25 protein-coding genes, 1 tRNA gene and 2 pseudogenes are annotated in these 26767 nt (G+C 63.2%); 14 read left to right on the forward strand and 14 right to left on the reverse strand.

The genetic code is table 11. From position 1 onward, the window contains the following. Positions 1–10 precede the first annotated feature (10 nt). The 5 genes from C7450_RS34890 (at position 11) to C7450_RS14985 (ending at position 5781) form a co-directional block, all read left to right on the forward strand. Positions 11–1804, forward strand: a complete 1794-nt coding sequence (locus tag C7450_RS34890; RefSeq protein WP_110375269.1) for an amino acid ABC transporter permease/ATP-binding protein — start codon at positions 11–13, stop codon at positions 1802–1804. 73 nt (positions 1805–1877) lie between these two features. Next, positions 1878–2819, forward strand: a complete 942-nt coding sequence (locus C7450_RS14970) for an ABC transporter substrate-binding protein (RefSeq protein ID WP_110375270.1) — start codon at positions 1878–1880, stop codon at positions 2817–2819. A 110-nt stretch (positions 2820–2929) separates the two neighbouring features. Next, the gene (locus C7450_RS14975; RefSeq protein ID WP_110375271.1) at positions 2930–3856 is read left to right on the forward strand and encodes an ABC transporter substrate-binding protein; all 927 of its coding nucleotides are present in this window, start codon (positions 2930–2932) and stop codon (positions 3854–3856) included. A 25-nt stretch (positions 3857–3881) separates the two neighbouring features. After that, positions 3882–4901: an LLM class flavin-dependent oxidoreductase gene (locus C7450_RS14980; RefSeq protein ID WP_110375272.1), complete on the forward strand. Its 1020-nt coding sequence runs from the start codon at positions 3882–3884 to the stop codon at positions 4899–4901. 34 nt (positions 4902–4935) lie between these two features. After that, the gene (locus C7450_RS14985) at positions 4936–5781 is read left to right on the forward strand and encodes an NADPH-dependent oxidoreductase (RefSeq protein ID WP_110375273.1); all 846 of its coding nucleotides are present in this window, start codon (positions 4936–4938) and stop codon (positions 5779–5781) included. Between the two features lie 821 nt (positions 5782–6602). Here the strand turns inward: C7450_RS14985 and C7450_RS14990 are convergent. Together C7450_RS14990 and C7450_RS34560 are read right to left on the reverse strand one after the other, a co-directional pair. Further along, positions 6603–7274: pseudogene (locus C7450_RS14990) on the reverse strand (type 1 glutamine amidotransferase domain-containing protein); the annotation flags it as partial. A 606-nt stretch (positions 7275–7880) separates the two neighbouring features. Then, entirely contained in the window at positions 7881–8081 is a 201-nt protein-coding gene (locus C7450_RS34560) for a hypothetical protein (RefSeq protein ID WP_245449844.1), read from the reverse strand. Between C7450_RS34560 and C7450_RS34565 the strand changes: the two genes are divergently transcribed. The 5 genes from C7450_RS34565 (at position 8013) to C7450_RS34310 (ending at position 12181) form a co-directional block, all read left to right on the forward strand. Further along, positions 8013–8162, forward strand: a complete 150-nt coding sequence (locus tag C7450_RS34565; protein ID WP_245449820.1) for a winged helix-turn-helix domain-containing protein — start codon at positions 8013–8015, stop codon at positions 8160–8162. The two genes, C7450_RS34560 and C7450_RS34565, sit on opposite strands and share 69 nt — an antisense overlap. A 220-nt stretch (positions 8163–8382) precedes the next feature. Beyond that, on the forward strand, positions 8383–8844 hold the full coding sequence (locus C7450_RS15000; RefSeq protein ID WP_210206456.1) for a hypothetical protein: 462 nt from the start codon (positions 8383–8385) through the stop codon (positions 8842–8844). 2 nt (positions 8845–8846) lie between these two features. Next, positions 8847–9275 carry a hypothetical protein gene (locus tag C7450_RS15005; protein ID WP_110375275.1) on the forward strand — a complete coding sequence of 143 codons (429 nt, stop codon included), beginning with the start codon at positions 8847–8849 and terminating at the stop codon, positions 9273–9275. Positions 9276–9349: 74 nt separating this feature from the next. Further along, the gene (locus C7450_RS15010) at positions 9350–9769 is read left to right on the forward strand and encodes a DUF8051 family protein (protein WP_483416410.1); all 420 of its coding nucleotides are present in this window, start codon (positions 9350–9352) and stop codon (positions 9767–9769) included. Positions 9770–10222: 453 nt separating this feature from the next. Then, positions 10223–12181: a DUF262 domain-containing protein gene (locus tag C7450_RS34310; protein ID WP_210206458.1), complete on the forward strand. Its 1959-nt coding sequence runs from the start codon at positions 10223–10225 to the stop codon at positions 12179–12181. 400 nt (positions 12182–12581) lie between these two features. Here the strand turns inward: C7450_RS34310 and C7450_RS15025 are convergent. The 3 genes and pseudogenes from C7450_RS15025 to C7450_RS15035 form a co-directional block, all read right to left on the reverse strand. Then, a pseudogene (locus C7450_RS15025) lies at positions 12582–13350 on the reverse strand (tyrosine-type recombinase/integrase); the annotation flags it as partial. Positions 13351–13461: 111 nt separating this feature from the next. Beyond that, positions 13462–13551: transfer RNA gene (locus tag C7450_RS15030), tRNA-Ser, on the reverse strand. Between the two features lie 598 nt (positions 13552–14149). Then, positions 14150–14533, reverse strand: a complete 384-nt coding sequence (locus C7450_RS15035; protein ID WP_110375277.1) for a hypothetical protein — start codon at positions 14531–14533, stop codon at positions 14150–14152. A gap of 167 nt (positions 14534–14700) precedes the next feature. Here C7450_RS15035 and C7450_RS15040 point away from each other — a divergent pair, with 167 nt between their 5' ends. Beyond that, positions 14701–15525, forward strand: coding sequence for a helix-turn-helix domain-containing protein (locus C7450_RS15040; protein ID WP_110375278.1), 825 nt, complete (start codon positions 14701–14703; stop codon positions 15523–15525). Between the two features lie 205 nt (positions 15526–15730). Next, positions 15731–16492, forward strand: coding sequence for a sulfite exporter TauE/SafE family protein (locus tag C7450_RS15045; RefSeq protein WP_110375279.1), 762 nt, complete (start codon positions 15731–15733; stop codon positions 16490–16492). 133 nt (positions 16493–16625) lie between these two features. On the opposite strand, the gene nusB is transcribed toward C7450_RS15045, so the two are convergent. From nusB to glyA, 6 genes are all read right to left on the reverse strand, one after another. Then, the gene (gene nusB, locus C7450_RS15050) at positions 16626–17105 is read right to left on the reverse strand and encodes a transcription antitermination factor NusB (RefSeq protein ID WP_110375280.1); all 480 of its coding nucleotides are present in this window, start codon (positions 17103–17105) and stop codon (positions 16626–16628) included. Further along, positions 17102–17602: a 6,7-dimethyl-8-ribityllumazine synthase gene (gene ribH, locus C7450_RS15055; RefSeq protein WP_110375281.1), complete on the reverse strand. Its 501-nt coding sequence runs from the start codon at positions 17600–17602 to the stop codon at positions 17102–17104. The genes nusB and ribH overlap by 4 nt, the downstream gene beginning before the upstream one ends. A 77-nt stretch (positions 17603–17679) precedes the next feature. Then, a complete protein-coding gene (locus C7450_RS15060; protein WP_110375282.1) occupies positions 17680–18354 on the reverse strand; it encodes a riboflavin synthase in 675 nt (224 codons plus the stop codon). Then, positions 18336–19565, reverse strand: coding sequence for a bifunctional diaminohydroxyphosphoribosylaminopyrimidine deaminase/5-amino-6-(5-phosphoribosylamino)uracil reductase RibD (gene ribD, locus C7450_RS15065; protein ID WP_281064272.1), 1230 nt, complete (start codon positions 19563–19565; stop codon positions 18336–18338). The genes C7450_RS15060 and ribD overlap by 19 nt, the downstream gene beginning before the upstream one ends. 3 nt (positions 19566–19568) lie before the next feature. Continuing rightward, complete coding sequence (nrdR, locus tag C7450_RS15070) at positions 19569–20093, reverse strand: transcriptional regulator NrdR (RefSeq protein ID WP_110375283.1); 525 nt, start codon at positions 20091–20093, stop codon at positions 19569–19571. An 85-nt stretch (positions 20094–20178) separates the two neighbouring features. Next, positions 20179–21486, reverse strand: coding sequence for a serine hydroxymethyltransferase (gene glyA / locus C7450_RS15075; protein WP_110375284.1), 1308 nt, complete (start codon positions 21484–21486; stop codon positions 20179–20181). A 334-nt stretch (positions 21487–21820) separates the two neighbouring features. Between glyA and C7450_RS15080 the strand changes: the two genes are divergently transcribed. After that, positions 21821–22429, forward strand: a complete 609-nt coding sequence (locus tag C7450_RS15080) for a nucleotidyltransferase domain-containing protein (protein ID WP_110375285.1) — start codon at positions 21821–21823, stop codon at positions 22427–22429. 97 nt (positions 22430–22526) lie between these two features. On the opposite strand, the gene C7450_RS15085 is transcribed toward C7450_RS15080, so the two are convergent. The 3 genes from C7450_RS15085 to C7450_RS15095 all read right to left on the reverse strand — a co-directional run bounded on the left by C7450_RS15085 (position 22527) and on the right by C7450_RS15095 (position 25244). Beyond that, positions 22527–23807, reverse strand: a complete 1281-nt coding sequence (locus C7450_RS15085) for a L,D-transpeptidase family protein (protein ID WP_410369441.1) — start codon at positions 23805–23807, stop codon at positions 22527–22529. A gap of 286 nt (positions 23808–24093) precedes the next feature. Beyond that, entirely contained in the window at positions 24094–24606 is a 513-nt protein-coding gene (gene ldtR / locus C7450_RS15090) for a transcriptional regulator LdtR (protein WP_110375287.1), read from the reverse strand. Positions 24607–24797: 191 nt separating this feature from the next. Beyond that, positions 24798–25244, reverse strand: coding sequence for a DUF6163 family protein (locus C7450_RS15095; protein WP_110375288.1), 447 nt, complete (start codon positions 25242–25244; stop codon positions 24798–24800). A gap of 425 nt (positions 25245–25669) precedes the next feature. Here C7450_RS15095 and hemB point away from each other — a divergent pair, with 425 nt between their 5' ends. Next, a complete protein-coding gene (gene hemB / locus C7450_RS15100; RefSeq protein WP_110375566.1) occupies positions 25670–26737 on the forward strand; it encodes a porphobilinogen synthase in 1068 nt (355 codons plus the stop codon). The last annotated feature ends 30 nt before the right edge of the window (positions 26738–26767 follow it).

Genomic DNA, 26767 nt, shown 5'->3' on the forward strand with positions numbered 1-26767 from the left:
GACCATCGCCATGAGCGTCGCATCCGACTTTGTATCCGGCGTTTCGGCGCCCGCAGCGGCTCCGGCAGGCGCCGGCACCGAGACGGCCCATTTCCGCATCGTCCCGGCCCGCTATCCGGCGCGGATCTTCGGAACCGTCTTTTCCGTGATCATCATCGCGGCGGTCCTGAATTCGATCGTCGGCAATCCCCGCTGGGGGTGGCCGGTCTTTGCCGAGTGGTTTGTCTCCGAGCCGGTGCTGACCGGTCTCGGCCGCACCATCCTGCTCACCGCACTCGGGGCCTTCTTCGGTTTCGCGCTCGGCGGTGTGCTGGCCCTTGCCCGGGTCTCACGCTCGCCGCTCCTGGTGGCCCTGTCCTGGACCTATATCTGGATCTTTCGGTCGATCCCGCTCATCGTGCTGCTGCTGATCCTCAACAATCTCGGCTATCTCTACGAAAAGATCTGGCTCGGCATTCCCTATACCGACATCACCTTCTTCAGCTACTCGACCACCCAGCTGATCAGCCCGTTCACGGCGGCGGTGCTCGGGCTGACGCTCAACCAGGGGGCCTTTGCCGCCGAGATCATCCGCGGCGGCATCCTCTCGGTCGACCAGGGCCAGCACGAGGCGGCCGCCGCGCTCGGGCTGCCGAAGGGGCGCCAGACCTTCCGGATCATCCTGCCGCAGGCGATGCGTTCCATCCTGCCCGGCGCCTTCAACGACATCATCGGGCTGGCCAAGGGCACATCCAATGTCTACATCCTGGCGCTGCCGGAGCTCTTCTACACCGTCCAGGTCATCTTCCACCGCAATCTCGAGGTCATCCCCCTCCTGATGGTGGCCACCATCTGGTACCTCATCATCCTGACGGTGCTGTCGGCGATCCAGGCACAGATCGAACGCCATTTCGCCCGAGGAGCGCTGCGGACGCCGCCGAAGTCCCTCCTGTCGCGCCTCTGGTCGAGGACGCCGCCGCCTTCCGGCGTCGTTGCGGGCTCGGATCGCCCGGGTGCCGCCACGGCCAACGCCGGGCAGGTGGCGACATGGTCCGGTGGCGACCGGCGCGGCGCCGCCGTTTCCATCCACGGCGTCTCGAAGAGCTACGGCCAATTGAAGGTGCTGGACGATGTGACGCTCGACATTGCCGCGGGCAGCGTCACCGTCATTCTCGGACAGTCGGGCTCAGGCAAGTCGACGCTCCTGCGCACCATCAACCATCTGGAACGGGTCGACGAGGGCTTCATTTCCATCGACGGCCACTTCATCGGATACCGGCGGAATGGGGCCACACTCTATGAACTGAAGGAACGGGATGTCCTGGCGAGCCGCGTCGATGTCGGCATGGTCTTCCAGAGCTTCAATCTCTTCCCCCACCTCACCGTGTTGCAGAACCTCATCGAGGCTCCGCTGTCCCATGGCGTTGCCAAGGCCGAGGCGGTCTCCCTTGCCCGAGACCTTCTCGCCCGCATCGGCCTCTCGGACAAGGCCGCGGCCTATCCGCGCCAGCTCTCGGGCGGCCAGCAGCAGCGCATCGCCATCGCCCGCGCGCTGGCCCTGAAGCCGAAGGTCCTGCTGTTCGACGAGCCGACCTCCGCCCTCGACCCCGAACTGGTGGGCGAGGTGCTCGACGTCATCCGCGAACTCGCGCGCAGCGGCACCACACTCATCGTCGTGACCCACGAGATCGGCTTTGCCCGCGAGGTCGCCGACCGGGTGGTCTTCATGGAGGCCGGTCGGATCGTCGAGGTCGGGCCGCCGGACAAGATCTTCGGCCATGCCGACCAAGCGCGCGTGCGCGAATTCCTCGCCAAGGTACTTTGACGATGTTGGCGGTGCCACGGCAGCACGACCCCATCCCCCAAGACCCCGTACTTAACCGAACAGGACGACCCTCATGTCTCGTTTCTCACGTTGTGCTGTGCCTGTCGCCCAAGCCCTCGCCGCCGCCCTCATTCTCGTGCCGACCACGCTCTTTGCGCTGGACGTCGATCTCAGCCCCGAACAGGCGGCCCGCCCGCGCGCCGACAAGGTGCCGGAGGCGATCGCGGCGCTGCCCAAGGACTTCAAGTTCGTCAAGGATGGCACGTTCACGGTGGTCAGCCGCGCCGGCAGCCTGCCACTGGGGACCTATGCCAACGACACCAAGACGATCATCGGCAACGAGCCGGATATTGCCCAACTGGTCGCGGACAGTCTCGGTCTGAAGCTGGAACTCGTCAACGTCGCCTGGGCGGACTGGCCGCTCGGCCTCGTCTCCGGCAAATATGATGCCGTGATCTCGAACGTCACCGTCACCGAGGCACGCAAGGAGAAATTCGATTTCTCCACCTATCGGCAGGACGTTCTCGGCTTCTATGTGAAGGCTGACAACGACAAGATCAAAGCCATCGCCGAACCGAAGGACGTGGCCGGCCTGAAGGTCATTGTCTCATCGGGCACCAATCAAGAACTGATCCTGCTGGACTGGATCAAGAAGAACAAGGCAGCCGGCCTGCCGGCAACCGACGTGCAGTACTATGACGACCCGTCGGTCCGTCGTCTGGCCATTGAGTCCGGCCGCGCCGACGTGGACCTGGAACCGAATGCCTTCGAGGCCTTTTACGCCGCCCAGCACAAGACGACCAAACTGGTTGGCATCCTCAACGGCGGCTGGCCGCTGTCGGCCGAAATCGCCGTGACGACGAAGAAGGATGCCGGTCTGGCGAACGCCATCACCATCGCGCTCAACGCCCAGATCAAGAACGGCAACTACGCCAAGGTTCTCGCCCGCTGGGGCCTGACCGCCGAGGCCATTTCCGAATCCCGGACCAATCCGCCCGGCTTGCCCAAGACCTGATCCGTAAACCTGAGATCCCGGGGCGCCTGATCGGCCCCCGGGGTCGCGTCCCCCGCGCCGGTCGCCTCTAGATCGATCGGTCACCGCAAGATACCTCGATGGAGAGTCCCATGTTATCCCGCCGTTCCCTGACGCTGCTGCTCGCCAGCGGGTTCGCAGCCTTCTCGGTTGCCGCCAAGGCCGCCGATTTCGATTTTACCCCCGAGCAGAAGGGGCGTCCCCATGTCGGCGTGAACCAGAAGGCCGTCGATGCACTGCCCAAGGACTACAAATTCGTGCGTGACGGCTACCTGACGGTCGCGACATCGCCCTTCGGCGCCCCGATCGTGGTGCTGGCGACGGACACCCGTACGCCGGTCGGCGCGGATCCGGACATCGCCACTCTCATCGCCGAAAGCCTCGGCCTGAAGCTCGATTTCCTGCCGGTGGCCTGGCCGGACTGGCCGCTGGGGCTCACCTCGGGCAAGTACGACGCCGTCATTTCCAATGTCGGCGTCACCGAAGCGCGCAAGGAGAAGTTCGACTTCTCAACCTATCGCCTCGGCCTGCACGGGTTCTATGTCCGCGCCGACAGCCCGTTCACGGCCATCGGCAAGCCGGAGGACGTGGCGGGGCTCAAGATCATCACCGGATCGGGCACCAACCAGGAAAAGATCCTGCTGGAATGGGACAAGCGCAACAAGGCGGCGGGCCTCAGGCCCCTGGAGCTGCAGTACTATGACGACCAGTCGTCGAATGTCCTGGCGCTCCTGTCCGGCCGCGCCGACGCGATCTTCAATGCCAATGGGCCGCTCGCCTACGAGGCAGCGAAGAATGGCAAGATCCGCCTCGTCGGCACCGTCAATGCTGGCTGGCCGTTGAAGTCGGATGTGGGTGTGACCACGCGCAAGGGCTCCGGGTTGGCGCCGGCCATCACCATCGCCATCGACGACCTGATCAAGTCCGGCGTCTATGCCGACGTGCTGAAGCGCTGGGGGGTGCAGGCCGAGGCGCTGGAGGTGTCGGAGACCAACCCGCCCGGCCTGCCGAAATTCTGACGCTGCGAAAGCCTGCGAGGAGATCATGACGATCCGACATATCAGCTTCCTGACGCCGGGCAACTTCCCCGACGACGCCCCGCGCGAGGGGCTGGAGAAGTCCCTCCGCCTGTTCGAGGCGGGCGAACGGCTGGGCTTTGACGGCGGCTGGGTGCGCTCCCGGCATCTGGAGCGCGGCGTTGCCTCCGCGGCGACGTTTCTGGCCGCCGCCAGCCAGCGCACGAAGCAGATCGAGCTGGGGAGCGGCGTGATCCAGCTCGGCTACGAAAACCCGTTCCGTCTCGCCGAGGACCTGGCCACGGTGGATGTCCTGTCCGGCGGACGCCTTCAGGCCGGGATCAGCGCCGGGCCGCCTGGCCACGGGCCGCTGCTCGGCGAACGCCTCTTCGACTTCGACCCCTCGGGCATCGACTTCAGCCACGCCCGGGCGCTGAGACTGCGCGACAACCTCAAAGGCGAGATCTTCGGCCCAGAGGATGTGCTCGTGCCCTCGCCGGCGGGCAACCAGCGGCCGAGGCTCCACCCGGTCTCGCCGGGGCTGACCGAACGGCTGTGGTATGGCGGCGGCTCCTTGCGCTCGGCGGAATGGGCTGGCCGCAACGGCTTCCACATCCTGATCGGCAATGTTTGCCAGGGCGAGGAAACCGACGATTTCTTTGTCGCCCAGAAGGCCCAGCTCGACCGCTTCCATGCCCACTGGAGCGCGCCCTACGCCCCTCGTGTCGCTCTCGGCCGCGTCGTCGTACCGCTCGACAGCGCCTCCCCGCGGTCTCGCGAGAAACATCTCACCTTCGCCGCCGGACGTAACGACCGGACGCTGGAGCCGCAGGGCGACCGGCGGATCCTCTTCTCCCGCGATCTCGTGGGAAGCTCCGATCAGATCGTCGAATGGCTCGCCAAAGACCCGATCCTGCCTGATGTCTCCGAGTTCCGTCTCGAATTGCCCTATGACCTCGACCTTGAGGACTACGAACAGATCCTCGGCGACTTCGTCGGCAAGATTGCGCCTCGCCTGGGTTGGAAGCACGCCCTGAGCGCGGCCTGACGCCAGCACTTCCATCATCCGTCGGAAGAGTCACATGACAACGCACGTTCCGCCCCCCGCCGTCCAGAGCCCCGCCGCCGCCTTCGCGGCCCGCTATCGCGCGACCACGATTCCTCCGGTCGACCTTTGGTCACCGGTTCTCGATCGCGTCTTTGCCCATGCGACGGTGCGCAACTACCTGCCCGATCCCTTGCCCGACGGCACGCTCGAGGTGCTCGTCGGCGCCGCGCAATCGGCGGCATCCTCGTCGAACCTGCAGCTCTGGAGCGTCATCGCCGTCGAGGATCCGGCGCGCCGCGCCCGCCTTGCCGCGCTTGCCGGCAACCAGCAGCACATCGCCGTGGCGCCGCTCATCCTGCTGTTCGTCGCCGATCTCTCGCGCGCTGCCCGCGTCGCCACCCGCCACGGCCGTCCGCAGGAAGGGCTCGACTATCTCGACACCTTCCTCGTCGGCGCGCTCGATGCCGCGCTGGCCGCCCAGAATGCCGTCCTCGCCGCCGAGTCCCTCGGACTCGGCACGGTCTATATCGGCGCGTTGCGCAATCGCATCACCGAGGTGGCCGCCGAACTGAAGCTGCCGAGCCACGTGGCGCCGGTCTTCGGCCTCGTGGTCGGCCGGCCCGACCCACAGAAACCCGCCGGCATCAAGCCGCGCCTGCCGCAATCGGCGGTGCTGCATCGCGAAACCTACGGCGCGGACGGGGAGGCGGAGGCCATCGCGGCCTATGACGAGCAGTTCCACGCTTTCCAGAACGAACAAGGCCTGCCGCGGCAGGACTGGTCCTCGGTCCTGGCCGCCCGCATCGCGTCCGCCGCCTTCCTGAATGGCCGAGAGCGTCTCGCAGACGCCCTGCGCGCCTTCGGCTTCGCCCTGAAATGACGGCGTGATCGCGCGTATGGGCAGAGCGGGATCTCGTCCATCCCGCCAAAAGGACCTCGATGCCGAAAGACGCCGGAATGGCTGGGCGGCCGGAACTGAGATCAGGTCCCCGCCATCTTGCCTGTTTCACTCTGCCGGGCGGCCGCCAGGCTGCCCCGTGGTCTCAATCGCGCCTCATCTGTCGAGCCAGGGTTCGGTTCCCGCAGGTGCCGAAGACGAATTCAAGTCTGGGACGATGTACAACATGAAAATAACCGTAGGGTGTCTTCAGGGTCTGTACAAAGGTTGGGGGCGGGCGGGCATTCTTCTGGGCCGGTCAATGTCCTGTTCGCTGCCATCGCAACATCCTGCACAGTTCACTAGAACAGTCGGCGATACTGTGTGGCTATTGGGGAACACGCGGCTTGTGCCTGTTTCATGGTTGATGACACGGGAGCCCTTGGAAATCTCGTAGCAGTCTTCAGTGTCCTCGTTGAGCGATGAGCAGCTTGGTCCAGTACATGCCAAGGCACAATCCGTCGCGCGGACAAAACTTAGTCGAGCATAGTTTGCACGGGCAATTACTTGTGGTTGATTGCAAGGCGCTGCTCATGGCGATCCCAAGATTGTTACTGCCAGACGGCACTATCGCTGCCTATCGCCGCACAATGCTCCCGTTAGTCCGCCGCGGTGCTGGATGCCATACAGTTCGGGCCGCCAGTTCCATAAACACGGTCCGCCCAGTCTGCTTCCAACACAGGGCGAGGCCGGGCTTGCGGCGAGAGACCTTCCGGCGCCGTGCTTCGACATCTTCCGCTCGGAGGGCCTTTGCAGCCCTCCTGCGCCAGCTTCTTCAGGGCCGCGAGCAGCTCTTTCGCCAGCGGTCCTGCCGAGGCAGGGTTCTGACCTGTGATGAGACGGCCATCGACGACGACCTTCGGTTGCCAGTTGTCTGTCGAGGAGTAGTCCGCGCCCTCGGCCCGCAACGCGTCCTCCAGTTCGTAAGCCACGTCTTCGCGGGCGTAGTCATACTCTTCCTTCCTGGAAAACGCCGTGAGCTTCTTGCCGCGCACAAAGGGAACGCCGTCGCCGAGATCCACACCCAGCAGCGAGCACGGGCCGTGACAGACGGCCGTCACAAGCTTGCCGGTGCTCCACGCGCGCACGACGGCCTGCTGCACTTGCGGGTTGCGCGCAATGTCGACCATGGGCCCGAGACCGCCGGGCATCAGGATGGCGTCGTAGTCCGCCGCGTCCACTTCAGACAGCTTGCGGCTATGGTTCAATCGGCGAAATGCCTTGCTCCGGAGAAACGCCTCCTGGGCAGGGTCGTTCTCGTCATAGGCGTCATACGGCGTCCATCCACCGGCGGGCGATGCGAACTCGATTGCGACACCTGCCTTGTCGAGCACGTCGAAACGATGGGCGACCTCGGCGAAAAAGAAGCCGGTCTTGCGATTATGGGGGCCGATCACGGCTGCGTTGGTGACGATGAACAAGACATGTTGGGTCACGGTGCTCTCTTTTTTTTGAAATGCGCTCAGGATTGACCGGCGCGCATTTGCGCGGGCCGCACTGGCAGCGATTTCCAGTTCCGCGCTATCAGAATCTCACCCACAGCCGATGATGGACGCTGTCGCCGCCGACCTTCACCGGCGTCTCGTCTCATGGCCAACTCTCTCTTCAGCTCCGGCTTTCGGCGGCGGCGCGGCAAAAGGCATCGTGCTATCGCTGTTCATCCCGCCGTCGAGGCCGACATCGCGCGACGGCCTGACAACCTAACTAGTGGTTCGACTCCGACATTTGCATCCGCCTGATACGGGCCTCGGAGCAAATGTCGGAGTCAAGAGAACCACTAGCAAGTTATTGGTTCTAGTGGAGCTTTTGAATTTGACATTTGATCTGGAGCTTGATGTGAGACGGGACTCAAATGTCAAATTCGCTCCACTAGCAGCGATGGTTCCGGCCTGCCGGTTAAAAGAGGTAAATCCTTATCGCATTGCCCCGATGCGCAGGAGCGGATGGCGCCCGGGCGAAAGGAGTCTAAATTTGCCGATGGCAAACTTGGTGAGGTAACCCCGGGCTCCCTCTGGCGGGTCATTGCTGAGCGAATGGAACGGTCAGGCAGACTGGACGGCAAAACATACTGCTTTGGGGACGACCGGTTCATTCCGGACCGGCAACTGCTGATGCTTGGAGAAAAGCCGCTGCGGATGGGGACGCGGGCTCTCGATCTTCTTCACGTGCTCGTCATGCATGCGGGTGACCTGGTCGGCAAAGACCAATTGATGAGGTTTGCCTGGCCCGACACCTTCGTTCATGAAGCCAACCTCAAGGTCAACATCGCGGCCTTGCGTCGTTCCCTTCCTAGTGGTTCGACTCCGACATTTGCATCCGCCTGATAGCACCCTCGGAGCAAATGTCGGAGTCAAGAAAACCACTAGCAAGTTATTGGTTCTAGTGGAGCTTTTGAATTTGACATTTGATCTGGAGCTTGATGTCAGGCGGGACTCAAATGTCAAATTCGCTCCGCTAGAACCGCGGATGGACTGTCGTGCATTGCGACCGTGAGCGGCCGCGGTTATCGCTTCGTCGCGCCGCGTCGAGACACTGGCTTTCCCGATGGTTTCCGACAGGCGGTTTCATAGCTGGGCCGCGAGGACGCCATGGGCCGTTTTCCTGATCGCTCCCATTGTCGGTTATGGCGTGATCGTCGCGATTCTTGCCTTCGCATTGGCCTCGGCAACCTCTCCCGGCATGGCTCCCGCCTGGTTCGGCGCGGTGGGCCGGGCAACCGGGTATTTCGCGGCTTTCGTCGCGCGGTTGATCCTCGCTTGGACCTTGGCCTTTGTGGCGCGGCGTCAGCGTTCGCGCGCGATATGGCCTCTGATCGGGATGGGTCTCACGATCATCGCCGCGACTGTCATCGAGCTTCAGGTGAGGCTCGCCGGCCCGCAACAGGGCGGCGAGATCGCCATCGCGCTGACCATGCCTTCCGTCATGCAGATCGCCGCCCTTCTTCTGGCGGCGGCCGCACCGTTGCTTCTACTTAGAAAACACGATCAAGCCGTTTCTCGAGGATAACAATGTTTCGCTATGTCAGGAATTTCACATCCTTTGCTCTGGCCACTTTCATCGCGGCGACTCCCGCGATGGCCGAATCCCAGTCGAACGACCGCTTGGCCGAATTGGGACGTGGCATCTATCAAGAAGCGGCGGCTCAGACCGCCATCGCAGATCTACTCGAAGCTCTTCACACCCAATTTGAGCGACTGATCGAGGCCGGACAGCAGATCGGCGCCATCCGCTCGGACCTACTGCTCGCCTTGCTAACGGACATGGCTTTCGCTGCTGCGCGTGAACCGGACCGTTGGTTTGCCCTGAATACGCAAAATCTCGATCCACAGAGCACCCTCGCCCTCAACCACCGCGTCTTCAGCATGTTCACTGCAATGCTCGCGCCAAGCGAAGGTGGCGGCGAGTCAGCGAAGGTTTCCGAGCCATCCAAGGATTAGCCGTATGCCCACCTCCCGCCTCGTCATCACCATGCTTTTGGTCGCATCCGCACTGAATTTGGCGCTTATGGTTCCTGGGGGGATTCGTTGAAACGCGAGATTTCAGCGCCTATCCCCCCATTGTCCTCGGCGCATTCAACGTGTTTTTGACGGTGCTTGGTTTGGGCAGCCTTGTAATTGCCTATACGGTCACGAAAGCTGGCAGAGGATATCGCTGGTCCGCACTTGCCGGTCTCGGCTTCATCGGCGTCTATCTACTCGATCTCTGCCGTATTTTTCCTGTGCCGCCCAATCCGATGTCGACGCTCTTGGCGACGCTGGAATGGGTCGGTACAGCTCTGGGCGGCGCCTTGGTCATAATCTCGCTCGTTCTATCACAGCGCGCCGCGGCGACCTCAGCCGCGCCATCGTTGCCGAAGCCGGTCATGTTCGGCCTCGGGCTCGTGGCGCTGATCATTGTCGCCTTTGCGACAAAATCCGCAATGGGCATTTAAAGCCCATTCCGATCAGATGGCAGCTTGGGGCGCGGTTGGCTGCGTAGGTCAATTGCAACACCGAGCAGCATTAGAGTGCTATAGCGTAGATGTATTGCTCGTCATCGTCGGGCGTGGCCCGCCAAACACCGCCGATTACCGCATACAATAGCCTATGTGCCGCCGATCACCGCACGCCACCAAGTTGATGCGACCAACTACCATCCCGCGCTACAGCCGTATGAACCCGGAGGATGGAGATGATTGCGTCCCGCCCATAGCCGTCGGTCGAGGTTAGCCCTGGCGCTACCACTCTCACCTGTAGCCGCCTTCTAACTTTAAAACTGGATCACTTGATCGGGGCAGACCACCCGAGAAGGCGAACGGCGAAGCATAAACCCCGACAAACGCGTTGGAATCTCTCCCTGCGCTTGGTGTGTTTGCCGAGCAACAGGCGGTTAAGGATGGCGGGAATTGGCAGGGGCACAGCAGGAACTCACCGTCCGCGGCGAACAGGTGGAACGTGTCTTCATCAACTACCGGGACGACAAATATGTCGTGAACCGGAGGTATCAGCGCAAGTTGATCTGGACGATCGAGGAGAAGCAGAGCTTCATCGATTCCATCATAAGGGGATTCCCGGTCCCGATCATCTTGCTCGCTGAGCCGCTGGGGCGGCAGGACGGCACCCTCGAAATCATTGATGGAATGCAGCGAATGAACGCGATCACGTCGTTCATTGGCAACGACTACCCTGTCGATGGCGGCTACTTCGATCTAAACACCTTCGCGACGACCAAGGATCTGCTTGATCGACATGTGATCGAGCAGAAGACACCCGTGCTCGATCGGGAGAGATGCCTAGCGATCGCATCCTACCCGGTGCCCCTTTCAATCTACGAGGCCGCGCACGGGGAATCTGTGGAGGAGGTATTCCGGCGCATCAACTCGGGCGGTCGCCAACTCTCCCGCCAGGAACTTCGGGCCGCGGGTGCAACCGACGCCTTTGCCGACTGCGTTCGCCAAATATCGGCCCGGGTCCGGGGCGACACCTCGAACTCGGACCTGTTGCTGCTGGGCGAGATGCGCAAGATCAGCATCACCAACCGCGAACTTGACTACGGCATCAGCGCCGACGGTGTCTTCTGGGTCGCGCACGGGATCCTAACGAAGGATCAGCTACGCCAAAGCCGTGAAGAGGAAATGGTTGCCGATCTCGTCGCTTACATGGTCTCGGAAAGCCCGGTTGCCTCTAGTGGAGCGAATTTGACATTTGAGTCCCACCTGACATCAAGCTCCAGATCAAATGTCAAATTCAAAAGCTCCACTAGAACCAATAACTTGCTAGTGGTTCTCTTGACTCCGACATTTGCTCCAAGGGTGGTATCGGACGGATGCAAATGTCAGAGTCGAACCACTAGAACCGAACTCTTCGATGATTACTACGGCGCTACTTTCCCAATGTCGGAAGCCAGCGAGGCGCGTTTCGACGCCGTCGATCAAGCGGTGAGAAAGCGGAGCACTGAACTGGTTGATCTCGACTATCAGCGTGTGCAGGACACACTTATCCTATTGCTCGGACAAGCCAAGACCACGTTCTTGGGGCTTATTTTCCCGAACGGTAACGGCGGCAACCCCGTTCCCCGCTACTTCCAGGCCGTGTTCCTTGCCTTTTACGATCTGATCGTAAAGCGAGGAATGGTCGTGTCCGACAGCGCGGGCCTCATCAAGTGCCTGACCGACTGCGGCAAGAGCATCGAAATTCAGGACGGCGGCAGGTGGGGCGCAGACAACCGTGGCAAGACCGTCAATTCCGTCGTCGGATGGATCCAAGGTCACTTCGAGGAAGACAAAAACCCAGACCCGGCGAAGGTTCACTGGGTAACCAAATTCCAGAACCTCCTGACGAACTCGAAGACCGAGCAGGCGGCCTACGATTTCAAGCAGGGCTTCTGCACACTCGACCCCAAGCCTTCGTTCGATGCGGAGTCGTTCGACAAGATCATGGAAACTTGCGCTGCCATCGCCAACATCGGCAAGGGACACAAGGGCTACATCCTCGTAGGCGTTGCCGAGAACGCCGCGACGGCAGCTAGGGTGAACGACGTTTTCCGGAGCAGTCCGCTGACTTACGGCGGCTTCTACGTTACGGGAGTGGAACACGAGGCCCAACACCTTGGCAAGAGTCTGGATCAAATGTTCCAGGACATCTCGGACCGGATCGGGCGGTCCGATCTCTCGGAGCCACTGCGCCCCTACGTCAATTCCCACGTGAAGTGCGTCCAGTATTTCGACAAAACCATCTTCGTTTTCGAGATCGTCGGACAAAACGGCCCCTCTCACGTCGGAGGGAAATGGCTGGAACGCCAAGGTGCACAAGTGAAGGAAGTGGCCCCGGATCGGATGGGAGCCCTGTTCGACCGCTTCAAATAAGTCGCTGAAAGAGGCCCTAATCAATGGGGCCCGCTTCTACTTCAGGCCGCCCGGTTCGGCTTCCTCGGTGCCGCATGGTCTATGCCTGGGCAGCAGTGGTGGGTCAACAAGCCATGGCGGATTCCTGCGTTTAGTAGTCCGTCGACCCGACGAAGCGAAGGTCCGCTTTCCGCCCATAGCCCCAAATTTAGAGAGCTATAGCGTAGGTGTAGTTCTCCGATTCTTCGTCTTCGGCCCGCCGGAGGAGATTCGAATCGGTACTTCATGTTTCGAACGCACTGTGGATGTCTGCTTTATCGACCTTGCTCTTCGGAAGAGGACTGACAGCTTCCGGCCCCAAGTCTCCCATTTGGAAGCGGTTTCCAAAGTCGCGTTCAGCGGCACCTGGAGCAGAGCGCGATCACTTTAGGTTACCCGCGCGCAGCTCATCCAGACGGTCGGCCCACCAAGTCATCATCCGAACGCGCTCGTCCCAATGCTCGCCGCGAGCATAGGCGCGCCGGACGCTGTTTTCCTCCACATGCGCAAGCTGCCGCTCAATGGCATCCGGATGCCATAACCCACTCTCGTTGAGCATGGAGCTGGCACTCGCGCGGAACCCGTGCGAGGTCATCTCGTCCTTGGTGAAGCCCAAACGACGTAGCGCCGCATTCAATGTGTTTTCCGACATGGGACAGAGGACCGAGCGGATCGAGGGAAAGACAAGGGTGCCATGACCCGTGAGTTGCTGCACATCTTTGAGAATAGCGACCGCCTGCTTGGACAATGGCACCCGATGGGGACGGCGCATCTTCATCCGCGCTTCCGGAACGATCCATACCTCCTCGTCCAGCTTGAACTCGGACCAATGGGCCGCTCGCAACTCACCCGGCCGAGGAAAGAGCAGTGCCAAGAGCTTCAACGCGGCTGTCGTCGTGGCCTGACCCTCGAAGCCATCGATTGCCCGCAGGAGCGCCCCAAAGGCTTTTGGCTCGGTCAAGGCGGCCCAGGATTTCCTCTGCGGTGTGGTCAGAGCGCCTCGCAAGGCGAAGGTCGGGTCAGTATCGGCACGCGCGCTGCCTGTGGTGGAGCGCAGCCAGCGCGCATTCATTCCACCCCGCTCGTCTGCGCACTTCGACCCGCCGTAAGGTCTCGAGAATTTCGGGGGCCGTGATCTCGCGAATCGGACGACAGCACCGTGCAGCGTCCAGGATTGTCCAAATAGGAATGTGGTATGAAATGGCCGATGACCATCTCATCAACCTAAATTATTCAATTAAATCAATTACTTACAGAAAATCTGGCGGAGAGGGTGGGATTCGAACCCACGGTACGGTTGCCCGCACGGCGGTTTTCAAGACCGCTGCCTTAAACCACTCGGCCACCTCTCCCGCGCTTGAAAAATATAACAAATCTTCAAAAAAGCACGCGACAGACCGCTGTCTCTGTGCCCCCATTTCGTGACGCTGCGCCCTTGGCGTGGGATTGCTGCGCCGCGGTGAGGACGTCCAAATAAGGCTCGGTCATCGTCACCGAGCAAAAGCCTGGATGCCTCTGGATGTCATAGATCGAGCCGCCGCGCCTCACATAGTCCACTGCAGGACCAGAACGCAAGTCGCGAAAGCGAAATGGCCGTAACAGCACACCGGATTCTGACGCCATCGTTGTGTCGCGCGAGGGCGGCAGATGCCGACCCTATCGCTCGAGATCCGCCGTCGCGATGGGTCGGCTTCCAACCCCGGCCCTCGCAATATCGCGATATCCATAGAAATCGACAATGAGGGGCCTGGGAACCCCGGCAGGTGGAAAGCCCGCGCGACGGGATGGGATGGCAGGTCCGGCATGTCGCAAGCACGGCCTCGATTCGTCGCGCATCCTATGAGGCGTGACGCGATGCGAGGGAGAACGGGACATCGGCCGGGAGAAGGCGCCGCTCAGCCTGGGAACGTCTTTGCGGTCCAGCCATGCGAGCGCGGACGCGATACTCGGTCAGATCAGGCCGGCCTGCTTCGCCCACTTCATATGCGTGAAGGCCGTGACCTCATAGCGCGCCATATAGGTACAGCGCTGCCGCTCTCCCGGCATGAAGGTAAACCGCAAATCCCGCGCCAGCGCGCTCGCATCCCCACTATCGCCAAGCATCACCATCTGGGTGATGCCCCCCGCCCGGCTCTCCACTGCAAAATCGCCGCGCAGCCGGGGCGTCAGCCAGGCCACGGTGACTTCATTCGGCGTGGGAAAGAGCCGGCCATCCCCGAAGGCGGGCTTCTCGCGCGACCGCTTCCTCAGGGTCAGAAAATCCCGAAACTCGAAGACGATGCCGTGACTGAGCGCGTGAAGCGCGTAAAACTTGCCATTCGTCAACCGTGCCATTGTCTCCCCCAAGACTGATAGGCAAGGTCCCACGCAGTCTCTATACCGTGACTCAAAGGCAGATCAACCTACCCGTGAAGAGCTCTGGTTAGCCGGCCACTCTTGCTCTAGTATTGCGCAACCTCACCTTTGGCGAAGCTTTGCCTACATAATGCACCGTTGCTCCGATGGCTACCGAGACTTTGCGCAGCCCAGCGACCACGTTCATACAACACGAGCAAGCGGCTTCCGCCGGCTGGCGCTATCGGCTGGAAGCGCCGCGCTGTGAAATCGGCATCTGGCAGGGCGATCGCGCGCCGGCGCTCGGCACCCATTTCCACAGGGAGGATCAGTTGACGCTCGTATTGAGCGGCAGCCGCCATTTTGTCAGCGCCCGTGCGCAGTTCCACGTTCCCTCGGGCCACGCTATTCTGTTCCCGGCCGGCGTGCCACATAGCAGCCTGTCCCAATCGCACCCGGATACGCGGTGCCTGAATGCCTATATCACGCCGTCTCAGCCCGGCTATTGGCCTGTCGTCTTACAGATCCAGGAGAAAGAGCTGGCGGATATCGACGTTATGCGCCTCGCGGCCCGGCTGCAAGGCCAACCAGGCCCCGCCGATCATTCCGGCGCCTCGGGAGCCGCACGGCAGTGGCGAAGCGCAGCCTTGAGCGGCGCGCCCGTTGCGCTGCAGGCGCGGCAGCACGGTCTCGGGCGCGAGGCGTTCAGCCGCAAGTTCGAGCGCCTCGTTGGCATGCCACCCCATGCCTTTCGACTGATCCAGCGCTTGAATCTGGCACGGGATCGGCTGCGCGCCGGCCGGGAGATCGCCGATGTCGCCTGCGAATGCGGCTTCGCGGACCAGAGCCATTTCGGCCGCCATTTCCGCCGCGCCTTCGGCGTGACACCCCGCGCCTATCGCGATGGCCTGGCGCCGCATCCGTCCGCGGCGAACGCCAGCACGGCCCTCAAACAAACGCGCAAACTCACCGACCTTGATGGCACCGGTTGATTCAATCCGCGCCGGATTGGCTCGATAGCCCGCGACGCCGATCACAAACGTTCCAGACATCGAAGCGAAAGGGGCCTAGATCCGACTTGGAGGGAATCGTCCAAGACCATCCAAGGCGATGAATTGGCTCGTCTTTTCTCAAGCGGAGCGAATCCGCGACAGACGGATTGGCTCGACGCTATCTCGCTTCCGCGAAAGGCGTGTCATGGACTGGAGTGTCGTCGTTCTCCTCGCTCTCGCCGGAATGGCGGGGGGTATCATCAACGCCGTGGCGGGCGGGGCCACCCTCATCACCTTTCCGGCCATGCTGGCGGCCGGCATGCCGGCCGTCACGGCCAATGCGTCCAACGCGGTTGCCATCGCGCCGGGGCATCTGATCGCCGCCCTTGCGGACCGGGAAAAACTCCCCGCCTTCGACGCGGCGTTTTTCGTGTCGATCATGCTCTGTATCGGCGGCGGCATGACGGGCGCCTTGATCCTGCTCGCCCTTCCCGATCGCCTGTTCATCCTGCCCGTCCCCGCCCTGATCGGCTTCGCGACGCTGGTCTTCGCCTGTGCGCCGCGGATCAGCAGGTGGACAGCGCAGCGGCGCGGCACCGCGCAGCCCTCGCGACGGGCAGCCTCGGCAACGCTCGCCGCTGCATCGGTGTATGGCGGCTTCTTCGGCGCCGGCCTCGGCATCATACTCACCGCCGTTCTATCGATCGCCGACCCGGTCGACATTCGCCGTGTGAAGGTGCTCAAGAACCTCCTCGCCACCTGCGTCAGTCTGGCGGCAATCGCCATCTTCATCCTGCGCGACGCCGTCCAATGGCCGGAGACGCTCGTGATGCTCGCCGGCGCGCTCCTCGGCGGCTACGCCGGCGGTTTTCTCGTGCGTATTTTGCCAGCTGAATATGTGCGGCGCTGCGTGATCGTCGCCGGCGCCGCCATGAGCATCATCTATGCCTATCGGTACTGGCTTTAGAGCAAGTCCGTCTGTTGCGGATCGGCTCCGCTCAGGAATTGACGGGAAAATTCACCGCCTTGGATGCTATCAGACGGTTCCATCCAAGCCGGATTTGTTCTGGCGGGGATGGAGCGTCCGCCGTGGCCTTCGGTCAGGCGCGCGGTGCGAGTTCCCCGGGCCGGACCTCCCGGGCGACGGCATCCAGCACCGCATTGACGAAGCCCGGCTCGTCATCGCTGTAGAAGGCGCGCGACACGTCGACATATTCGGAGATGACGACACGGACCGGCACGTCCTTGCGGAACATCAGCTCGTAGCAGCCCGCACGCAAGACGGCACGCAGGACGATCTCCACCCGCGTCAGCGGCCAGCCCTTGGCGAGCGCCGCATCGACCTTGCGGTCGACGGACTTCTGCTCCCGCACGACACCGGCCACGATATCCCGGAAAAAGGCGGCCTCAGCCGGCTTGAAGGACACGCCGTCGATCTCCTGACCCATCCAATGGGCCTCAAACTGCGCGACGGCCTCGATAACCCCGGTCCCCGCCACATCCATCTCGTAGAGCGCCTGCACGGCGGCCAGCCGCGCCGCGCTGCGGCGTTCGCCCTTGGAAACAGCAGCCTCGCTCATCGGGCCGTATCCGCAGCCGACAATACGCGTTTGATGCGCAGGACCGCGAGTGCCGCCTGGGCTGCGCCGCCGCCCTTGTCCATCTCGCCGACGCGCGCACGCGCCCAGGCCTGCTCGTCGTTCTCGACCGTCAGAATGCCATTGCCGAAGGGCAGACGGCGACTCACGGCCAGATCCATGAGCGCGCGAGCGCTTTCGTTGGCGACGATGTCATAGTGGCCAGTCTCGCCCCGGATCACGCAGCCGAGCGCCACGGCCGCATCATAAGGCATGCCGCGCGCCTCGGCCGCGTCGAGGGCGATCGCCAGAACGGCCGGCAATTCCAATGCCCCCGGCACAGTGAGCACATCGACAGAGGCGCCAGCGGCTTCGCAGGCGCGACGTGCGCCACGCAGCAACTCGTCCGCCAGATCGTCGTAGAAGCGCGCCTCGACGATGAGGACGCGTGCTGGCCCCGAGGTGGTGGCGACAGGTGTGCTTTGGCGTGGAGCGGCCATGACAATGATCCGGACAAGACAATGGGACAGATGACAAAAGCGGCCCGACCGTAAAGATAGGACGAACCAGGCCAGTGTCAGTAACCCGCCCCCCGCGCCTCTGCAAGGCGTGCAGCATAGCGTGCCATGAGATCGACCTCGAGATTGAGGGGATCGCCGACGCCACGCTCGCCCCACGTGGTCACTTCGAGGGTATGGGGGATGAGGAGAATGGAGAACACGTCACCTTCGACGTGGTTCACCGTGAGCGAACAGCCATCGAGCGCAACGGAGCCCTTGGCCGCGATGAAAGCCGCGAGGGGTTTGGGCGCGCGAATATCAAACCGCGCGGTGGCTCCCCAGGCGCCTGTGTCGCGCTCGCCCCCGCCGCTCTCTCCCCCCTCGCCCACCGCGGTGATGTCTTCGCGCGCGATGATGGTGGCGATACCGTCGACATGGCCCGTGACGATATGTCCCCCGAGCTCGTCGCCGATCTTGAGCGAGCGCTCGAGATTGACGCGCGTCCCGATGGTCCACCCCCCGACGGTGGTCAAGGCGAGCGTCTCGGCCGCCGCATCGACCTCGAACCACGCGCCGCGCTCATGGGGGCCGACGGCGACGACCGTCAGGCACGGGCCGCCGCAGGCGATCGAAGCCCCGATGGCGATCGTGGCCGGATCATAGTGGGAGATAATACGGAGGCGGCGCAATGTGCCCTGGAAGTTCTCCGCGGCGGCAATCTCGCCGACATCCGTCACGATTCCGGTAAACATGAACTTGGCCTCTCAAGGATAGTGAACCGATCGACGGCTCCACCCGCCATGCCGGCCGTGTGACCTGCTGCGCGATCGTCATCGCAATCCGATGCGTCCCTAGCGGGGGCATCCCATGTGGCGACGGTTTTGACAATCCCGCCGCGCGCCAGTCCCGCGAGATGCGGTCCGAGCGCCGGGATGCCCGGCCGCGCCGAGAGCGCCCGGAGGGGGCGCGGACCCGACACGGTGACGAGCTCGTCGACGAGCCCAGCTGCCGCCAGCGCATCAGCCAGCCGCGGCCCCCCTTCGCAGAACACGCGCGTCACGCCGCGCGTCGCAAGAAGCCGCATGGCGGCGTGAAGATCGACCGTGCCGGTGGAGCCAAGCCGCATCACCTCGACGCCCCGCGCCACCAGCGCCCGTTCGGCCGCGACAGGAGCATCACGGCCGGCGATGATCCAGGTGGGATAGAGGCCCGCCGTCTCGGCGACAACCGCCCCCGGGGGAGTACGCAGCATCGTATCGATCACGACACGCACCGGTGAATAGGCTTCCATGCCCGGCAACCGCACGGTAAGGGCCGGATCGTCAGCCAGAATGGTGCCCACGCCGACCATGATCGCATCGGCGTGGGCGCGCATGAGATGGACATGGCCATTCGCGACAGGGCCGGTGATGCGCAGGCGCTCACCCGCGACCCCGGCGAAGCCGTCCGCCGTCATGGCAAGCTTCACCGTGACGGCGGGGCGCCCTTCCCGCACACGCAGGATATGGCCGCGATGCGTGCGCTCCGCCTCGGCGGCAAGAAGACCCGTGGTCACGTCGATTCCGGCCGCGCGAAGCCGCGCATGGCCTGTGCCCGCCACCCGCGGGTCCGGGTCCTCGAGCGCCGAGACGACGCGCGCGATCCCGGCGGCAATGATCGCATCGGCGCAGGGCGGCGTACGTCCCCAATGCGAGCAGGGTTCCAGGGTCACGTAAAGCGTCGCGCCGCGGGCCGCCGCACCCGCCGCAGCCAGCGCGACAGGCTCGCCATGCGGGCGGCCGCCGGATTGCGTCATGCCGCGGCCGAGGATGAGCCCCTCCGGCCCCGGCGCGACGACAAGCGCGCCAACCGAGGGGTTAGGCCAGGTCAGCCCGAGATGGCGGCGCCCGAGCGCCAGCGCATCAGCCATGAAGCGGCGATCCAGGGATGCCTGGCGCAGCGAAAGAAAATCGGTCGCGGGCAAGTTTCAGGTCTTCGTGTCGGCCGTATCGGCAGCAGCCCCATGGGCCGCATCGCCAACATCGGTCTCGACGGGCAACTCTTCAAGGGCCAGTTCGCCGATGAGCGCCTTGAAGTCCTGCGCCTCGCGGAAATTCCGATAAACGGACGCGAAGCGGACATAGGCGACGCTGTCGAGATTGCGGAGCGCTTTCATCACCACTTCGCCGATCATCTGGCTGGTGACTTCAGACTCGCCGGTGCTCTCGAGCTGGCGTACCACTCCGTTGATCAGCCGCTCCACCCGCTCGGGATCGACAGCCCGCTTGCGCAGCGAGACATTCACCGACCGCGTGAGCTTGTCGCGGTCGAACGGCACCCGTCGCCCCGACCGCTTCAAGACCATCAGCTCACGCAGCTGCACGCGCTCGAAGGTGGTGAACCGTCCGCCGCAATCCGGGCAGACACGCCGGCGGCGGATGGAGGAATGATCGTCTGTCGGCCGGGAGTCCTTCACCTGCGTGTCGAGACTGCCGCAGAACGGGCAACGCATGGCTTCACTCCGGTTTCAGGACGCAGCGCCCCCGCGCTGCGTCGACAAAACCATATCAGGGCCGAACAATGTCAAGCGATTCTTATCACCCGTAGATGGGGAAGCGCTTGGTCAAGGCATGGGTGCGCGCGAGGACGGCCGCCTCGGTCGCCGCGTTGCCCACGTCGCCTTGAGCCGCGAGGCCGTCCAGCACCTCGACGATCATCGCAGCGACCTGCTTGAACTCGGCGACGCCGAAGCCCCGCGATGTCGCCGCCGGCGTGCCGAGGCGAATGCCGGAGGTGATCGTCGGCTTCTCCGGGTCGAACGGCACGCCGTTCTTGTTGCAGGTGATTCCCGCCCGCCCGAGCGCGGCCTCGGCGGCCTTGCCCGTGAGCTTCTTCGGGCGGAGATCGACCAGCATGAGGTGGTTGTCGGTGCCGCCCGTGACGATGTCATAGCCGCCCGCCGCAATGCCTTCCGCCAGGACGGTCGCGTTCTCGACGACGGCGCGGGCATAGATCTTGAAGTCCGGCTTCAGCGCCTCGCCGAAGGAGACCGCCTTGGCCGCGATGACATGCATCAGCGGCCCGCCCTGGAGGCCGGGGAAGATCGCCGAATTGATCTTCTTGGCCAGATCCTCCTCATTGGTAAGGATCATGCCGCCGCGCGGACCGCGCAGGGTCTTGTGGGTGGTGGTGGTGACGACATGGGCATGCGGGAAGGGCGAGGGATGGGCGCCACCGGCCACCAGCCCTGCGAAATGGGCGATGTCGACCATGAAATAGGCGCCGACGGCATCCGCAATGGCCCGGAAACGCTCGAAATCCCAATGGCGGGCATAGGCCGAGCCGCCGGCCACGATCACCTTGGGCTTATGGGCATGCGCGAGGCGCTCCACCGCGTCCATGTCGACCCGGTGGTCGGTCTCGGACACAGGATAAGGAACAGGCTTGAACCACTTGCCCGACATATTGGGCGGAGCGCCGTGGGTCAGATGGCCGCCGGCGGCGAGATCGAGCCCCATGAAGGTGTCGCCGGGCTGCATCAGCGCCATGAACACCGCCTGATTCGCCTGTGAACCGGAATTCGGCTGCACATTGGCAAAGCGGCAATCGAACAGGCGGCAGGCGCGCTCGATGGCGAGATCCTCGGCGATATCGACGAACTGGCAACCGCCGTAGTAGCGCCGGCGCGGATAACCCTCCGCATATTTGTTCGTCATCACCGAGCCCTGGGCTTCCAGCACGGCGCGCGAGACGATATTCTCCGAGGCGATCAGCTCGATCTCATCGCGCTGGCGACCAAGCTCGAGCTCAATGGCGCGCGCGATCTCCGGATCGGCATCCGCCAGCGACGCGGAGAAAAAGCTGTTGGTCAAATGGCTTCCAGCCGCGACTTCATATGCGCTCATCGTCTCTACTCCCGTGCCAGAACGGTATCGACGGCGCGAAAGGGGCCACGCCGCCGCCAGCGGTGTCAAGGGCCGCCCGTGCTCCCGAACAAGACCGTCGGCTGACAGGCTCTCCACCGCGCCGTCCCCATATCATGGGCCACGATCGAGGCCAACACGGGACGGCCAAAACAAGCGCAGGCGGGCTATTGGACGCACCCCGGGGTACGCTTCGACGGCCTGGCGGCAGCTGATCGACGGGCATAGCGGCCGCCTGCTGCGCCAATTGCGCGATCGCGGCCTCACGTCATAAGGAACAGCCCGGCTCCCCCGAGAACCAACCTTGTGTGCAGATATGCCGAATCCACTGAATATCCCGGATCAGAATGCCTGGGCGTCGTGGCACCCAGCCGAGCTATCCCGGCGCATCGCCGGCGTATCCAGCCCGTGGTGCGTCGTTGGCGGCTGGGCGCTCGATCTCTGGCACGGGCATGAGACACGAGAGCACAGCGATCTCGAATTCACGGTCTTACGGGAAGATCTCGCCGCCTTTCGCCAAAGCCTGGCGACGCTGGAATTCTACACCGTCAGGAACGGCATGATCGAAAATCTGTCGCCCGGTGAGGAACCGGCCATGGATATTGTCCAGATCTGGTGCTTCGATCGCTCCAGGCAAAGCTGGCGGATCGACATGATGATCGAACATGGCACCCCCGAAACATGGGTCTACAAGCGAGATCCGGCTATCAGGCGTCCGCGGGCTGAGATGGTGGCGCTGACCGCCGACGGCATCCCCTACCTCCAGCCGTCCGCCGTCCTTCTGTTCAAGGCCAAATACAGGCGCCCGAAGGACGAGGAGGATTTCGCGCGAGCCCTTCCGCTCCTGCCTCCGGCAGAACGTCTATGGCTGAAGAACAGCCTTGATCGCGTCCACCCGGGCCATGACTGGGCACGAGCGCTGTAAGGACCAGGCTCCGGAGCCCCGGCGCCCTACGCGCCGGGCTCGACGTCCCCATAAAAAAAGCCCGCCGGAGGCGGGCTTTTCAGAGGAGCGGGATCGATCAGTTCGTCGCGTCGACATCTTCCTCGATCTGCGAGTAATTCATCACCTTCGCGATATTCAAGCCATCGCGATTGTAGATGTCGTCGCGGAACTGCACGGCGCCGTCAGACGTCGCCCAGCTCGTGATATAGGTCCAGTAGACCGGAACCGGCGATGTGATGGTCGCGTCGATACGGTCGCCCGAGGCAATCGCCGCCTCGATCCGCGAGCGGTCCCAGCCGGGCGTGTCCTTCAGGAGCCACGTGATATAGTCGCGCACGTTCTGCACGCGCACGCAGCCGGACGACACGAAGCGGAAATCATCCCCGAACACGCCCTTGGACGGGGTGTCGTGCATGTAAACGCCATGCGGGTTCGGGATATTGATGCGCACCATGCCCATCGAGTTCAGGTCCGCGCCGGGATCCTGCCGGAACATGAAGCGTGTCGCGTCATTCGAGTTCCAGTTGATGCTCTGGGGCGGGACTTCCTGCCCCTGTCCGTTGAACACGCGGATCTTCTGGTCCGAGAGGTAGCTCGGATCCGTCCGCATCTTCGGAATGAGGTCCTTGCGGATGATCGAGGCAGGGACCGTCCAGAAGGGATTGAAATTCACCTGGGTGATCTTGGCATTCATGATCGGCGACTGCCGATCGATCTTGCCGACGCCTGCCGCATGGCGCGTCGCGACGTGACCGTTCTCGACGGTCTCCACCTGGGCAGCCGGGATATTCACGATCACGTAGCGCTGGCCGAGGTTGCCGGAGAGCGAACGCAGGCGGACGAGGTTGGTCTCGAGCTGCTGCAGGCGCACCTGGGCGGGGACATTCATCGCCGCGATCGTGCTGGCGTTCACGACGCCCGTCGGGGCAAGGCCGTGGCGCCCCTGAAAGCGCTTGACGGCAGCCTCGACGTAGGAATCGAAGATATCCGTATCGCTGGACTGGACGGACAAGTCACCGCTGATGGTGAGGCGCTGCCGCAACGCGACCACGGCCGGGCTGCGCACGCCGACCTTCAGCGTCTGACGGCCCTGGATCTGGCCCCAGCCACCGCGGTTCACGATATCGCGATACTGCGCGATCGCGGCTTCCGTCGCCGCGACGGCCTCGGCCGACAGCGTCGGCGTATTGGAGCGACGCAGACGCATGCTCGACGCGGCATCGTAGCTCTGCACCCACTCGGCCTGGGAGCCGAGCGCCACCTGTTGCGCTTGCGCAAGTTCGACCGCAGCCACCGACGTTACGCCGAGCGTTGCGGCCAGCAATCCGACGTTCGATAAGGAGTAACGAAGGCTCACAGACCCAATCCCACTGTTGCACTCAACATGCCCGACACCCGTGCGGATTCGCGCGGGTAACAACCGCCGGGTCCGATCGGTCGAACTGTAAGCGGTAGTCCGTTAAACAACCATGAGCAGTCGGGCTAATTTGTGGCATCTAGCGGCACCTGTCCTGCGTCGTCAATCCTATGTTGCCGCGGCGCAACAAGCAGCAAGGCGATCCTGGAACCCGCCATCGGCGACCGGGGCCTTCGTCCGGACCCACCTTGCCGGCTTGTTGCAACGCCCTCGCCCTGGAGGCGTATCAGAGCTTGTAGCGGATCTGATCCGTCCAATAGCGCTCGAGCCGCAGCAGCGAGCGGTTCAGAAGCTTGAAGTCATCGGGCGATATGCCGCCGAGCGGCGCAATCGTCTGCATATGCTTCTCGTAGAGCGCCGTGATGACCTCGTGCACCGCCCTGCCCTTCGCAGTCAGCGTGATGCGCATCGAGCGGCGGTCGACGCGTGAGCGCGTCTGTTGCAGATAGCCCATCTCGACCAGCTTCTTCACATTGTACGAGACGTTGGCGCCGAGATAATAGCCGCGCGCGCGCAGCTCGCTCGCACTGAGCTCCTTGTCACCGATATTGTAGAGCAGGAGCGCCTGGACACTGTTCAACGCGTTGCCACCGCGCCGCTCGAATTCATCCTTGATGACATCGAGAAGGCGGCGGTGGAGACGCTCAACAAGCGTCAACGATTCCAGATAGAGCCCGCTGATCTCGTCCTCGACAGCCGCGGGAACACTTTTTCCAATCAATTGTGCTGCAATAGTCATCTGACGCCTCATCAATTATCTTTGCGATCCGTTGATCGGATCTGCAAACCATGAGACGGAGACTAAGCGAGATCTCTGAAAAGCGATTTAAGCAATAAAATGAACAAGATATTGCATCATCGCAGATCATTCCGATGCGACTCGCTCCATATCGCGCGCAACATCCAGCGCCGATCGATCGACGGCGGGAGCTAGTCGACTGTGCGTGCGGCGAGCCAGGAGATCACGAAATAGGTCGCGACGAGCGTGACCATGGCGGCGACGGTCACGAAACCGTGACCAATGATATGGGGAAAGAAGATCGCCAGAATCAGATCACTCATCACGGCGAGCAGCCACATCACGCCGCCCCAGGTGCTCGTCAGCCACAGGCCGACGGCCGCGACGAGATCGATGATCGCGAAATAGATCGTGGTCGCCTGATAGGACATCGGTCTGCCCTCGAAGGGCGCGTCGCCGGGAAACACACCAAGCAGGATGGCCCAGTGCCCGATCCCCGTCACCAGCCAGACCACCGCCATCGCCCGCAGGAACCAGACCAGCACCACGTCCCATTGCAAGCCCGCGGCTTCATCGCTCGTCAGGGCGTCGGCGAAGCCCTGCTGCGCTTCCGATCGGTCATCTCGTGCCCGTACCATCGCTTCTTCTCACCCATCGTCATCGTGTGCGCAAGCCGTCCCCTGGGAGCGAATCCCCTCCACACGCCGCATCCGGTATAGACGAAATGCGGCTGGTGCCTGTCCATTATGGCCAGGATTTCCGCGGAAATGCCGGGCCGCGGCCCTGTCAGTCCACGTCGCAACTGTCGCAACCAAAGTCCCGATCCTGGCCCGAGACTGCGAAAGACTGGCTGGACGGTGGTGCGCCGTCAATCGCAAGACCGCATCCCCTGCGACGTCATGGCCGGCAAGATCACCCGTCCGGCATTTCGATATCCATGCCGAGATGCTAAGCGAGAGAGTGTCACTTCAAGGCTGGACCGGATCCGATGTCTGTCAAGAACCTCTCCCCCGTCGCGGGTCACGTCAATGATCACGCCATGGATCACGCTATGGATCAGGCCATGGATCACGCCAAGCGCGAGGCGCCGCGCGTGAGGTCGCTTGGTGCGCCGTCACTTGGTGCGCCGTCACTTGCGGCGCCGTCACTTGGCCTCACCGTCCGGCCGCGCCGCAACCGGCAGAGCGAATGGGCACGCCGGCTGGTTCGCGAGAACACCTTGTCGACGAACGATCTGATCTGGCCGCTGTTCGTGATCGAAGGCAGCGAGGCCCGCGATGTGAAGTCGATGCCTGGCGTTCAGCGGCTGCCGATAGAGGGCATCGTCACCGAGGCGCGGCGCGCGCGCGATCTCGATATCCCGGCCATCGCGCTCTTCCCCTATACCGAGCCGGCATTGCGCGACCCCAACGGCACCGAGGCCGTGAACGCCGATAATCTCGTGTGTCGGACCGTCCGCGCCATCAAGGCCGCCGTTCCCGATATCGGCATCGTCACGGATGTCGCGCTCGATCCTTATACGAGTCACGGCCACGACGGGGTTATGGACGGCGACACCATCCTCAATGATGAAACCGTCGCGCTCCTGGTCGCGCAGGCCCTGACACTGGCCGCCGCCGGAGCGGATGTGATCGCCCCCTCGGACATGATGGACGGCCGGGTGGGCGCGATCCGGACCGCCCTGGACGAATCCGGCTATGGCCATGTGCAGATCATGGCCTATGCGGCGAAATACGCCTCCGCCTTCTACGGTCCCTTCCGCGATGCCGTCGGGAGCAACGCGACGCTGGTGGGCGACAAGCGCACCTACCAGATGGATCCGGCCAACAGCGACGAAGCGATCCGCGAGGTCGCGCTCGACCTCGAGGAGGGCGCGGACATGGTGATGATCAAGCCGGGCCTGCCCTATCTCGATATCATCTACCGGGTGAAGGAGACCTTCGGCGTGCCCACTTTCGCCTATCAGGTGTCCGGCGAATACGCGATGATCGAGGGGGCCGCCCGCAACGGCTGGATCGATGGCGACAAGGCCATGGTCGAAAGTCTCGTCGCCTTCAAGCGCGCCGGCGCCGACGGCATCCTGACCTATTTCGCACCGCGTGTCGCCGCGATGCTCAAGGCCGTGAAGTAACGAAGCGTCCTGGAAGGACCAGCCGGCCGC

Origin of the sequence: Chelatococcus asaccharovorans (assembly GCF_003201475.1) — a bacterium.
Lineage (GTDB): Bacteria > Pseudomonadota > Alphaproteobacteria > Rhizobiales > Beijerinckiaceae > Chelatococcus > Chelatococcus asaccharovorans.